The sequence below is a fragment of the Enterococcus sp. B2E4 genome (assembly GCF_030499455.1).
Lineage (GTDB): Bacteria > Bacillota > Bacilli > Lactobacillales > Enterococcaceae > Enterococcus_D > Enterococcus_D casseliflavus.
Window position 1 is genome coordinate 76685 of record NZ_JAUKPK010000001.1, and the last position, 12934, is coordinate 89618.

At 42.1% G+C, this 12934-nt stretch carries 13 protein-coding genes; 4 read left to right on the forward strand and 9 right to left on the reverse strand.

All coding sequences use genetic code 11. From position 1 onward, the window contains the following. Positions 1-65 precede the first annotated feature (65 nt). Positions 66-1181, reverse strand: coding sequence for an AI-2E family transporter (locus Q1X33_RS00400; protein WP_005225866.1), 1116 nt, complete (start codon positions 1179-1181; stop codon positions 66-68). A gap of 144 nt (positions 1182-1325) precedes the next feature. Between Q1X33_RS00400 and Q1X33_RS00405 the strand changes: the two genes are divergently transcribed. After that, positions 1326-1760 carry a GNAT family N-acetyltransferase gene (locus tag Q1X33_RS00405; protein WP_016610225.1) on the forward strand — a complete coding sequence of 145 codons (435 nt, stop codon included), beginning with the start codon at positions 1326-1328 and terminating at the stop codon, positions 1758-1760. Between the two features lie 67 nt (positions 1761-1827). Here the strand turns inward: Q1X33_RS00405 and Q1X33_RS00410 are convergent, their stop codons facing one another. The 4 genes from Q1X33_RS00410 to recX all read right to left on the reverse strand — a co-directional run bounded on the left by Q1X33_RS00410 (position 1828) and on the right by recX (position 5516). Then, the gene (locus Q1X33_RS00410) at positions 1828-2790 is read right to left on the reverse strand and encodes an N-acetylmuramoyl-L-alanine amidase (protein ID WP_034858007.1); all 963 of its coding nucleotides are present in this window, start codon (positions 2788-2790) and stop codon (positions 1828-1830) included. A gap of 160 nt (positions 2791-2950) precedes the next feature. Then, on the reverse strand, positions 2951-3484 hold the full coding sequence (locus tag Q1X33_RS00415) for a DUF402 domain-containing protein (RefSeq protein WP_005225863.1): 534 nt from the start codon (positions 3482-3484) through the stop codon (positions 2951-2953). A gap of 93 nt (positions 3485-3577) precedes the next feature. Beyond that, complete coding sequence (gene mutY / locus Q1X33_RS00420; protein ID WP_270787865.1) at positions 3578-4729, reverse strand: A/G-specific adenine glycosylase; 1152 nt, start codon at positions 4727-4729, stop codon at positions 3578-3580. Further along, complete coding sequence (gene recX, locus Q1X33_RS00425) at positions 4722-5516, reverse strand: recombination regulator RecX (RefSeq protein WP_034858009.1); 795 nt, start codon at positions 5514-5516, stop codon at positions 4722-4724. Before recX ends, mutY begins: the two co-directional genes overlap by 8 nt. Positions 5517-5630: 114 nt before the next feature. Between recX and rlmD the strand changes: the two genes are divergently transcribed. Next, positions 5631-7007, forward strand: coding sequence for a 23S rRNA (uracil(1939)-C(5))-methyltransferase RlmD (rlmD, locus tag Q1X33_RS00430; protein WP_005225860.1), 1377 nt, complete (start codon positions 5631-5633; stop codon positions 7005-7007). A 71-nt stretch (positions 7008-7078) separates the two neighbouring features. Here rlmD and Q1X33_RS00435 read toward each other — a convergent pair whose 3' ends face one another. The 4 genes from Q1X33_RS00435 to Q1X33_RS00450 are packed head-to-tail and all read right to left on the reverse strand — an operon-like array spanning position 7079 to position 10739. Then, positions 7079-7633: a hypothetical protein gene (locus Q1X33_RS00435; protein WP_010748060.1), complete on the reverse strand. Its 555-nt coding sequence runs from the start codon at positions 7631-7633 to the stop codon at positions 7079-7081. Positions 7634-7649: 16 nt separating this feature from the next. Continuing rightward, positions 7650-8855 (reverse strand): ABC transporter permease, encoded by a 1206-nt coding sequence (locus Q1X33_RS00440; protein WP_005225858.1) that lies wholly within the window; start codon positions 8853-8855, stop codon positions 7650-7652. Beyond that, entirely contained in the window at positions 8852-9526 is a 675-nt protein-coding gene (locus Q1X33_RS00445) for an ABC transporter ATP-binding protein (RefSeq protein WP_034868513.1), read from the reverse strand. Before Q1X33_RS00445 ends, Q1X33_RS00440 begins: the two co-directional genes overlap by 4 nt. After that, positions 9510-10739: an efflux RND transporter periplasmic adaptor subunit gene (locus tag Q1X33_RS00450; protein WP_034868512.1), complete on the reverse strand. Its 1230-nt coding sequence runs from the start codon at positions 10737-10739 to the stop codon at positions 9510-9512. The genes Q1X33_RS00445 and Q1X33_RS00450 overlap by 17 nt, the downstream gene beginning before the upstream one ends. Positions 10740-10983: 244 nt before the next feature. On the opposite strand from Q1X33_RS00450, the gene Q1X33_RS00455 reads away from it, so the two are divergent. After that, positions 10984-12129 carry a cell wall metabolism sensor histidine kinase WalK gene (locus Q1X33_RS00455; RefSeq protein WP_301969447.1) on the forward strand — a complete coding sequence of 382 codons (1146 nt, stop codon included), beginning with the start codon at positions 10984-10986 and terminating at the stop codon, positions 12127-12129. Between the two features lie 18 nt (positions 12130-12147). Beyond that, positions 12148-12825 (forward strand): response regulator transcription factor, encoded by a 678-nt coding sequence (locus Q1X33_RS00460; protein ID WP_005225854.1) that lies wholly within the window; start codon positions 12148-12150, stop codon positions 12823-12825. Positions 12826-12934 lie beyond the last annotated feature (109 nt).

Consider the following 12934-nt stretch of genomic DNA (forward strand, 5'->3'; position numbering starts at 1 on the left):
CTTAGCCCACGATAAAATCCTATCACAAAGTTTTTTTCTTTGCAATAAAAAACACCAGTCATTGATTACTCGATCAACCGTTCTTGATTTTTCTTGATTTTGTCATCTTTGATCAGACGAACAATAAAGACCACGATCGTCCGACAAATTGCGTAAAACGGTACTCCTAAGAAAATTCCCAGCAAACCTGCCAGATTTCCAGCGACCAATAAAACCAAGATGATCGTTAATGGATGGATCGCTAATGATTTTCCGATCACATTCGGGTAGATAACATTTCCATCTAATTGTTGGACGACTAGTACCACGACACAGCACAGCAATGCGCGGAACGGTTCATCAAAGACCGTTACTAAGACTGCTGGAATCAAGCCAAGATACGGACCTAAATAAGGAATCAAGTTTGTGACCCCTGCGATCACCCCAAAAAGAAAGGCATAGTTGACGCCGATCATCCAGTACCCAATAAACGTGAAGGTAGCGACAAAAATACATTCGATCGCTTGCCCACTGATGTAATTGGATAGTGTCTTGTTTAAATCACCTAGCAACCCAACAATCTGCTCTCGTCTTCTTTCTGGAAAGACTGTTTTCAGATTAGGAACTAGCTTTTCTCCATCCTTCAACATATAGAAAAGGATGAATGGGACTGTAACGATGATCATCGTCGCGGAAGCAATCGTACTGACGATCGATCCTAAGCTAGTGGATAACCCACTAAGAAACTGCTGCAGCAAAGAACCATAAGAAAGATTTAGGTTTTCTAACTGCTGCGCGATATCGATTTGTTTGAAAAATGGATCATCTGCGATTCTTGAGATCCAGCTTTCCATATTTTTGGCAAATGTTGGAATATTTTCCGCCAATGAAGTAATCTGACTCACCAGATTAGGAATAACGCTGACGAAAATCAAGATGATTGCTGCTACTAATAACAATAGAACCAATATGACAGCAAACAGTCGTTTTATTTTTGTCGTTTTCATCAAAAATAGGACGATTGGATTTAGCAGATAATACAGAAAGCCAGCAATCAATACTGGTGCAAATAAAGTAGAAAAAAACGTGCCGATCGGTGCAAATAGAAAATTGACTTTACTTAACACAAACACGAGTGTCACTAAAACCAATGCTTCCAATGACCAAAAGAACAGTTTTGATTGTTTGAATTTGTCGAACAAAAGATTCCCTCCCTTTTTTATAACATTATAGTTGATTTTGTAAAAAAAAGCTTGCGACTTTAGCCGCAAAAAAAAAGAAATTTGTAAAAAAAGTGGTATACTAATAAAAATAACGGAGAAATCATAGCTGAGGTGAGTTTTTTTATGCATATCGCACAAACAAAAGATACGCTAAGTGAGATCTATTTGGCGTCATTGAAAATACGAAATCAAGTGTTCGTGAAAGAGCAAGGGGTTCCATTAGCATTAGAAGTAGATGAAAATGAGGCATTGGCTGTTCATTTCGTCTTATATGACGATGACAATGAAGCAGTCGCAACCTTACGTTTTTTACCGATCTCTGATCATGAGGTGAAATTACAGCGAATGGCGGTGCCAGCTGCTCATCGAGGTTCAGGCTACGGCAGGCAGTTGATCGAGGGAGCGGAAGCTTTCATTCAAAAACAAGGAATCAAAAAAGTCACATTAGGGGCACAGTTAACTGCCAAAGAATTTTACTTGAAGTTAGGTTATCAGCCTGAAGGCGATGTCTTTTTAGACGCGGATATGCCCCATATCAAAATGAGCAAAACCTTTTAACGAGCTGTGATTACTTAAAACAGCGACCACAAAACAGATCCTTTCTCTGTTTTGTGGTCGCTGCTTTTTATTCCTCTGCTTCAACGATCTCTTCAATCGCTGTAAGCAACGCTTGCGCCACCCTTTGATCATAGCCTTCACTTGTAATCACCGCTAAATCACTGTCACTGTTCAAATAACCTAACTCCAACAAAACTGCTGGAATATATTGCTCTCGTAAAACATAATAGTTACCAAAACGAGTGCCGTTGGAACTCAATGCCACTGAACTACTCAAACTGGAAGTGATCGTTTCTGCCATCTCTTTTGCCCCAGTATAGTAATAGTAAGTTGTCAGTCCTTGATTGCTGTTTGGTAGCTCTGAATTGTCGAAATGAATGCTGATAAATAGATCTGGTTCCTCCGAGAGTGAAGCTGCAGTAATTTCAGACAGCGCTAAATAGCGATCTTCGGTGCGTGTATATCTGACTTGAATTCCCGCTTGGGTCAGTACTTCGCCGATCGTTTGGACGGTGGCTAACGTCAAATCTTTTTCCATGATCGTTTGATCCGTTGACAGTGCCCCAGAATCTTCGCCGCCGTGCCCCGCATCAAGAACGACTTTAAAGTCTGACAATTTTTTTGGAGTCTCCGAAAGTGGAACTTCTTGGATGGATGCAGAATGCTTTTCAATGTAACCCGTTATTCCATCGTCAGTTTGGATTTCAACCATCTCTTCTGTTTGACTAAGTACGGTTGCCCAACTTCCACGGTGGATCTTCCCGATGACGGTTTCTTGACTTGTTGTCTGATAAATCGATACATAATCGTTCTCACTTTCAATCGCTGCATCGTATTCTGAGGGATCCACGTAAATTTGGACCATGCTTGCCGTTTGTGCGACCTCTTCTGCTTGAGCGTCCGACTCGGTTTGAGCCGTGCTTTCTTGGGTCTCTTCTTGAACAAAATGATCATTTCTCAACACAGCAAAACCTGCCGCAAAAAGTAGAATCATGGTAGTACCGATAACAAGCTTCCCTTTTTTCTTCATTTGCTTCCCCCACTTTTTTCTTGGTCTTTCTATCATGGGACTAGCAGCTTAAACAGAACTTAAAGGCAACTGCTAGAAGCAACCCTCTCACAGCACAAAAAAACTTCAACCGAAATGGTTGAAGTTTCTCGGGAAAAATGAGCGATCCGACCCATTTCACTTATTTTTGAGACAACTGCTTGTAGCGATCATACCAAATGTCCACATACCCTTGCGAAAAGGGTCCTTTGCCATTATTGATCCAATCTACTAAAATTTTGACATTTTCTTTCAAGATAAAATCAATGTCTTGCGGATATTGCATAATCTTACTGTGCAATTCATACTCATCCACATCTAGTAAACGTTTCTCGCCATCAGGAAATACTTTGATATCAAGGTCATAATCGATATATTTCAATGCCTCTTCATCAAGTAAATACGGTGAAGCAAGATTACAATAATAGGAAACCCCCTTTTCTCGAATCATTGCAATAACATTAAACCAGTATTTTTTATGAAAATATACAATTGCTGGTTCACGGGTAACCCAGCGTCTTCCATCTGATTCGGTCACTAATGTATGATCGTTGACCCCTATCACTGAGAATTCACTGGTCTTTAAGACCATCGTATCCCGCCACGTTCGATGCAAATTGCCGTCATGTTTGTAGCTTTGAATGCTGACAAACTCTCCTTCTTTTGGAACTCGCATAGCAACCCTTCCCTCAGCAAGAAAACTTGCGTTTTGTTTGGGTGTTCATTACACCGACATCGTTAATATTATAGCAATAAAAGAAAGCTTTGCCTAGAAATCTTTATCGAGTTTCTGATATTTCTTTAATTGATCCACCAATTTCTGCTGGGGTTTTGGGAAAACATAGTTTTGAAAGGATTCTTTTGCTGCCCATTCGCTGTCTTGTAACGTGAGCTCTCCACGTTTTCTGCCGTAAAATAAAAGGACGTGCCATTTCAAATGACTAAAGATATGAGTGATTTCGCCAAAATGTCGTTTTTGCCAAACGACAGGCAGATCAGGAAAAATCTCGAGCGCATCATCTTCGGCAATCAAATCCAACTGCAGCTGCTCCTCTTTTGCCCATGTTCGCTGCAGAGCCTCGTACTGTTCTTTCGTCACTTCCACCAAAGGAAAATGCCACATAGAAGCCAATAAGCCTGTTTCAGGTCGCTGCACGAGTAAAAACGAGCCTTGATCTTCGATGGCGCCTGCGATGTAATAGACATCTTTTGGCTTTGCTTTTTTCGATTTCACTGGAAAGTCTGTTTGTCGATTCTCCGCATAAGCAAGACAATACTGACTGATGGGACACTCTTCACATTTCGGTGTGGTGGGTGTACAGATTCGTGAGCCAAGATCCATCAAGGCTTGATTAAACTCACCAGGTTCATCGGGGGGAATGATCGTTCTCATCGCCTCGTCGAATGGTCTTCGGCTGCTGGCTTTCGCAATATCTGCTTCGATACAAAATAACCGACTGACGACCCGCATCACATTTCCATCGATTGCCGGTTCTGGCAAGCCAAAAGCAATACTGCCAATCGCTCCAGCTGTGTAGGGACCAATTCCTTTTAATGAGCGAATCTCTTCAATTGATTGGGGCATTTCTCCGTCGAATTCGGCAACGATTTGCTGGGCGGCAGCCTTAAGGTTACGGGCACGAGAGTAATAACCTAAACCTTCCCAAACCTTTAAAAGCTTTTGTTCTTCGGCTGCCGCCAAGTCTTGGATCGTCGGGAATTGTTCCATAAAACGATAGAAATAGCCAATCACTGTTTCCACTCGTGTTTGTTGAAGCATGATCTCTGAGATCCAGATTGCATACGGATCGTTGGTCGCCCGCCAAGGCAGATTGCGTTTTTCTTTATGATACCAAGTTAAAAATGTTTCTTGGAACGTCTTGATTTTTTCTTCATCCCAAGTTTCCCATTGCTTACTCATCCATTACTTCCTCATCTAAGAATCGTTGTATATCATCGATGGCAAACCCTTTTTGATAAAGGCCTTGCTTGATTTTCATTTTTCGTTTCATCAACGGTAACCGCTGATGCCGCCGCATAAGTCGGGCCCCTTCTCTTTGGAGCGCTTCATTTTCTTGGTCCTCATCTTTTTCCATCGGTAATTCATCCAAAATCATCTGAATGACTCCTTGATGAAAACCTTTTTGCATCAAATGCATTTTTATCTTTTGGATCATTTCTTTATGGCTTTTGTTGTGAAAACGACGCATCGCTTTTTCAGCCGTATGATAACCGACTTCAAACTGCATTTCCTCGGTATACAAAGGCAATACTTCCTGAATCACGGAATCTTTTAATCCTTTTTTTCTCAATTGCTGACTGATGACCACGGGTCCTTTATCACTCATGCGGACTTGGGTGCGAATGTAGCTTTCTCCGTAGTTTTTGTCATCGATCAAATTCAGCTCTTTCAGACGTTCAACGACTAAGTCTCGGTCTTGTTTTTCGATTTCTTTGTCTTTCAAATAGGTACGGACTTCCATTTCAGAACGCAGCTGATAGCTGATATAGTTCATGGCTTGCTGCAATCCTAAATCAAACCCCGCACTTTTTTTGATTTCTTTTAATTCTTCTTCACTCAGTTCCTTGCCTTTTAATAGACGAAAACGGACCAAAAGATCTTCAGAGACCCGCAGCGTTTCACCTTCTGATGTCGCCACTTCATAAAATGGTCCTTTTCCTTTATTGATACGAATAATTGTATTCATCTTCTTCACCTCGCGAACGTACATTCTATTTTACCACAACTACGATGAAATTCCTTCTAATCAAGCTGAAAAAATGTGGTAAAATGAACTGACTATTTTATTTAAGGAGTTCACATGGCAAATACACAAGTCCAGCTTGGACAAAAACTACAACTAACGATCAAACGTTTGGGGATCAACGGAGAAGGCATTGGGTATTACAAAAAGTTGATCATCTTTGTTCCCCGTGTTCTGCCGGGGGAACAGGTCATTGCCGAAGTCACCAAAGCATCTCCCCGCTTTGCTGAAGCTAAGATGACCAAAATCATCAAGCCAAGCAGCAATCGCATCCAACCACCCTGCAAGTTTTACGACCGGTGCGGCGGCTGCCAATTGCAGCACTTAGTCTACGACAAACAATTAGACTTCAAAAAAGACCTATTGAAACAAGCACTTGAAAAATTTAAGCCAAAAGGCTACCAACAGTTTGAACTAAGGGATACTTTAGGCATGGATGTTCCTTGGCATTACCGCAACAAAGCACAATTTCAATTGCGTTACAACAGTCAAACCAAACGAATCGAAGCGGGTTTATACGAAATGGAGTCTCATCGCTTAGTCGCCATTGATGATTGCCTCGTACAAGAACAAGATACGCAAAAAGTGATCAACGGCATCGTCCAATTGTTGAATAAATACCAGATCCCGATTTACGATGAACGCAAGAACAGCGGGATTCTACGGACATTGATGGTTCGTATCGGGATCGCGACTGGCGAAGTTCAAGTCGTGTTTATTACCAACTCTGTCAAACTGCCGCAAAAAAATGCGCTGATTCGCGAGATCAATCAGCGCTTGCCGCAAGTCGTTTCCATCATGCAAAATGTACAAAACAAAAAAACGTCCGTCGTCATGGGAGAGGAAACGATTCATCTTTGGGGCAAAGAAGCGATCGAAGAACGGTTGAATGAACTGACCTTCGACTTGTCCGCCCGCGCATTCTTCCAGCTGAATCCACAGCAAACCAGCATCTTGTATCAAGAAGGGTTAAAAGCCCTTGACTTGAGCAAAAATGAAACAGTCGTTGATGCCTATTGTGGTGTGGGAACGATTGGGTTGAGCGTGGCTCCTTATGCCAAAGAAGTCCGCGGCATGGACATTATTCCTCAAGCAATTGAAAATGCCCAAGAAAATGCACGCCGCATTGGTGCCCAAAATACCCATTATGAAACGGGAACTGCTGAGGAGCTCTTACCAAAATGGTTCAATGAAGGCTTCAAACCTGATAGCATCATTGTTGATCCGCCAAGGACAGGCTTGGATGAACGATTATTGCAAGCTTTGCTGAAACAACCACCGAAGAAGATGGTCTATATATCTTGTAATGTTTCTACTTTAGCAAGAGACTTGGTCCAATTAGCCAAAGTGTTTCACGTAGAATATCTGCAATCAGTAGATATGTTTCCACAAACCGCCCGCTGCGAAGTAGTGGTAAAATTGACTCGCAAATAATCATTGGCCTGACAAATCATCTTGTGATTTGTCAGGCCAATATTGTTTTCGTTGTCTTTTAAGCATAACGATTAATTGATTTGTAAGACGAGGACTTTCGTGGCAATAAAGGTGTCCCCTACTCGCTGCCCATAAAGACTTACCGATCGTTCAAGCTGCAGATCCGCACGTGACCCCTCCACGATTCGAGAATTATGCGATTGTGCATCATATAGAATTACTTTTATCTCAGTCTCGCTAGTAATCGTAAAAGATAATCTTTCCTCAGATGCGATCGCCATATCAAAGACTTCGCCGTCTTCCCCTGTTCCTTGAGAAATGTTCGTCAATTCCATCTCAAAACGATCACCATCAATAAGAATGAGTGTGCCCGTTTCATCTGCTTGTGCCAATTCCTCATTCGCTCGCTCTGCATCAGTCTGAGTCACTTGTTGCGCTTTTGTCTGATCGGTTTGATCGTGATTATTTTGGGTCTCGTCTCCACTTTGACTTGTTTGCGTTTGCGGCGTATTGATTTGGTTGTTGATCGGTACGTTGTCGTTGTTTGTCTGTGGGTCATTCGCAGCAACACCACAACCACTAAGTAATGCCACAAACAAGATAATTGCTGTTTGTTTTTTTATCATAAAAAACACCTTCCTTTTATTCATAGCGTAATGCTTCGATCGGTTTTAATTTCGACGCTTTATAAGCGGGTAAGTAACCAAAAATAGTACCGATCAGCATTGAAAATGACACACTGATCAAAATGGATAACAATGAGATCGTCATCGGATACTCTAACAGACGCAAAGCGATCAGACTGATCAACAGACCGACGATGATGCCAATCAGCCCCCCGATCACCGATAAAACGATTGCTTCTGTCAAAAATTGCTGCAAAATCACTTTACGTTTGGCACCCAATGCTTTCTTCAAACCGATCTCTCTGGTACGCTCTGTCACACTGACCAGCATCGTATTCATTACACCGATCCCACCGACGAGTAAGGAAATGCTAGCAATTCCCCCCAGTAAAATCATATTCGATCGATTGATATCATCGGTCATTTTCTGCACTTCATCATAGTTGCGGATGGAAAAAACAAAATCTGAAGGCGGAATACTCTTGGTCAATTCATGGCTGGCTTGAACGACTGCTGATTCTAAGACGTCCGCATTCGTTGCCTGAAACAGCACTGTTGGCCTTTGGTTGAGCTTTCCTTCGACGAAACTTTGGCTGCCTCGAGGGATGAAGACATATTTTCCTGACAGTTGCTCCGTGTCAGAAACAGCTACGCCAACGATGCGAAAGGGCGTCCCATTGATTTCGATCAGTTGATTGATAGGATCACGATAGGAGAAAAAAATTTCCGCCAAATCTTTCGTAATCACCGCAACTTGCTTTTGTGTCTGCAATTCGGTTTCAGTCATTGCTCTGCCAGCAAGGATCGTATGGGGCAAAATTTCAAAGAACCCGCCATCCATGCCTAGCACTGTCGTATCGGTTTGCTGGTCTCTATGGAAAACTGTCAGATTAGCTTCATAGAACAAGCTAACGTTCTTGGAGTGATCAATGGTCAGCAACTTTTGCAGCTCTCCTTCTGATAGTTGCGGGGCATAATCAGGCAAACGATCATTTCTGCCGCTTTCGCCCGCTAAAAAAGCACTTCTGGCGTCATATTCAATCCGCATCGAGTTAGTATCACCACCAATCAGTTGCTTTTTCATGTTCTCAGTATTTCCGTTGATGATACTCACAATGGAAATGATCGAGGCAATCCCAACAATGATTCCTAGCATCGTCAACAAGGAACGCAAACGATGCTGGTAGATTGCGTGAATGGCTAAGCGAATATTTTCGGTCATCTTGTGCCCTCCTCAACAACTTCACCATCTTTAATGACGATTTGCCGCTTTGCATAGTCCGCGACTTCTTGTTCGTGTGTAATCAAAACCACTGTTTTTCCTAGATGGTTCAGCTTAGTAAATAGCGCCATGATCTCATGACTATTAGCGGTATCTAAAGAACCTGTCGGCTCATCTGCTAAGATCACATTTGCTTCTCCTGCTAATGCCCGAGCGATCGCTACTCGTTGTTTTTGCCCCCCTGACAACTGATTGATCCTAAAATCGATCCGATCCCTCAATCCGACACTTTCTAAGGCGTGAATTGCTCGAGTCGTTCGTTCTTCCTGATTGACACCAGCATACAAGAGCGGTAAGGCAGCATTTTGTAAAACGGATAGTTTGGGCAACAGTTCAAAATTTTGAAACACGAAGCCGATTTTTTGATTGCGGATCTCGGACAGTTCATCTTCACTCATTTGACCGGTATTTTTACCATCAAGTAGATAGCTGCCCGTTGTTGGCGTGTCTAAACAGCCAATAATATTCATCAAGGTCGACTTGCCTGATCCTGATCGGCCCATGATGGAAACAAACTCGCCAGCATTGATTGTTAAGTTGATTTTTTTCAAAACGTGAATTTCGCTAGTGCCCTGTGGGAACGTTTTGCAGACATCAATCAGTTGGATCATTTGGTTTCACATCCATTCCTTCTTGGATCCGAACTGTTGGGAAGACGAGCACCACTTGCATATCCAGTTCACTTTCTAACAGATACATGGCTTCATCCGTTTCATCTTCCATGATTTCCACGGATAGTTTACTGATTTTATGGTCCTCAACGACGTAGATGAAGGGCCTATCTTCTTCATAAAACACGAAAGATTTGGGCAGCTTGATCGCGGTTTGCTCTTCCTCAATGCGTTCTACAAAACAATGGATGCCAATACTAGGTGGCTCTTCACTTTCATCTAAAACGACCTCAAAACTAAATTGCGACAAATTGGGGTTTGCGCCTTGTTCTTCAACCACTACCGAAGGCTCTTTCATATCCCCAACTCGGGTGATCTTTCCAGTCCATCGCTGACTGCCGCCATTACGGTCTCTAAGTTCAACCTTTTGACCAGGCTCAAGTTGATTGCGGCGAAATTCATCCACAGTCCCTTTTAAAAAAAGCCGACTGGTATCAACGATCGTCATAAAAGGATTCTCTGGGGCCGCTTCACTTGCGCTTCGATTCATTTGTCGCTCGTCCACGTCTTTAACGATTCCATCAATTTCGGCTTCCACGACGTCTGAGCCATGTTGCTCTTTGACTGAACGTAGTTCTAATTCTGCCCGTTCCAGCTCTAATTCGGCATCGCCAATGCTGCTTTCCAAGTTTTGCGCTTCTAGCAGTAATTGACTTTGCTGCATTTCCAAATCGGTTTTACGATCTTCCAGCCCTTCTTTGTGCTCTTCTTCCGCACTGGCAATTTTTTGTTTCGTCTCCTCCAGCTGATTCGTTACCTTATTGTATTGTTCCCATTTTTGATTCGTTTGCCGTCTTGCTTGTTCCACAGCTCTCGAGCGATTTGCCGTCGCCTGTTCTGCTTCTTTAATGGCCAAAGCTCCCTCAGGGTTAGAGTAAACAAAAAGAGCTTGCCCTGCTTTGACTTGATCCCCTGCCTCTACTTTTTTCTCAACAACTGATCCTCTTGAGCTATCTACCTTGACTTCAACCGTTCTTGCTGGTTCAACGACTCCTACTAAGTAAAAATCTGCTCTCGGTTGCAGATCTTGCAAAGTTATTTGAGTGATGGAAGGTTCTTCACGACGAGCAATCCCCCAGGCACTCGTCCAGCCTAAACTGCCGATGATCAGTAAACTACTGATGATCATGAAACTCTTTTTTGATTTGTTCATATGCTTTCTCAAACATCTCACCTTCCTGATTGGTTAATCGAATGACCACCTTTATTTAACCATTGAATCAATTTCCATTTTGAACGTTTCTCTTAATATCTGCTGAAGATTTCTTAAGAAAATAGAATTTATCCATTCTTTTTTTATTAATATGAAGAATTCTTAAGAAGAATTAGCTATTCGCTCCTACTCCTCTTTGCTATAATCAAGAAAGAATCAAGAACGAGTTAGAAAGGACTGTTTCATGCGTAGTAAATATTCTTCATTTGTCTTTTTTTTGGTTGGCTTCTTCTTATTGGTAGGAGCCTTATGGCTATTAAAGGAAACGAGACTCATTCAAATGGTGCTGGATAATTTTTTTTCAAACCTCGTTTTACAGGAAGTTGTGGAATCAAGTGATGGCCAAGGCGGGATGATCCTTGGTACCTTTGTCGACTGGCGCCCTGTTAAACAATTGTTCTTGGCATTCTCCTTCTTTCTCGTTTTTGCCGTTACCTTGATTTGCTATTTTATCTATCGTTATGTTTCAAGGAAAAAAATTGCAAGGATCGCCGAAGGAATTCAGCTCTTTTTCTCTCAATCGGAAGCAAGTTCGACGGGCAGCCTAGCGATCGATCATGAATTATTAAAAATAAAAGATTCGATGAACCGCAATGAGGCTCTTTTAAAAGAAGAAACACAGCGCACCAAGGACTTGATCACCTATTTGGCGCATGACTTGAAGACTCCCTTAGCTTCAGTGATCGGCTATCTCAATCTATTGTTGGATACGAAAAACTTGACCAATGAACAAATGACGCAATCCTTGACGATTGCTTTAGAAAAGTCTGAGCGTTTGGAAACGCTGATGAATGAATTTTTCGACATCACCCGTTTTAATCTGCAAGACATCCAATTGTATCAACGGGAACTTGATTTCGTCTTCTTACTGAAGCAAATCCAAGAAGAATTCTATCCGCTGCTGAAAGAAAAAGAACAAACCATCTGCTACTCTGGACCAGAGAGCTTGAAATTAAAAGCCGATAGTGAACAGTTGGCGCGAGTGTTAAACAATCTGTTAAAAAATGCCATTGCCTATGCGCCTGATCAAACCACGATCATAATGCAGCTAACCGTGGACGAACAAGCAGCAACTTTTATCCTAGCGAATCAAAGTGAGCCGATCGAACAAGAACAATTGGAGGCATTATTTGAAAAATTTTATCGTCTGGATCAAGCTCGTTCAACCAAGACAGGTGGAGCAGGTCTCGGATTAGCGATCGCCAAAGAAATTATTTTGGCGCATCAGGGAACGATCCGAGCTGCTAGCAAGAACAATGAGATTCAAATGATCGTCACATTGCCTTTAGCGATAAATCAACGTGAAAAAACGAGAAAGTCAGTTAACTGAAAAGGAAGGTCAATACGAGTGGAAAAGATACTTTTAGTTGAAGATGAAAAAGAAATCTCAGATTTGATTGCCTTTTATTTACGAAACGAAAATTTTTCTGTCATCACTTGTGCAGATGGGCATGAAGCTCAGGTACAGATCGAGCAAAACAGCTTTTCTTTGGCGATTCTTGATGTCATGCTGCCAGATATCACAGGCTTTGACCTGTGTAAAATCATCCGCAAAAAGCATCATTACCCAATTATTATGTTGACAGCTAAATCTGAGGAGATCGATAAGATCACTGGTTTGACAATTGGTGCCGATGATTACATCACCAAGCCCTTTCGTCCGTTGGAAGTGATCGCTCGGGTGAAAGCTCAGATACGCCGCTCGACTCAATACAACGGCTCAGATCAAAACAAATTGATCGTGAGGGAGTTGGAATTAGATGTCAATAAGCGAAAATGTTTCTTGCAAGAAGAAGAACTTTCCCTGACGCCGATCGAATTTTCCATTTTAAAATTATTGATGGAGCGAAAAGGCCAAGTGGTAAGCTCTGAGGAAATGTTTCAAGAGGTTTGGGGCGAAAAATATTACACGTCTTCCAATAATACCATCATGGTCCACGTTCGAAACCTTCGGGAAAAAATGCACGATACCCACAAGAAGTCCTCTTATATCAAAACCGTTTGGGGGATCGGCTATAAAATTTAACACCAAAAACCGTCCTTTCATTGTACGAAAAGGACGGTTTTCTTGGGACTGAACACAAGTAAATCGAGAAACATAGAAAAAAAGCCAGAACTGATTCTTTCAGTTCTAG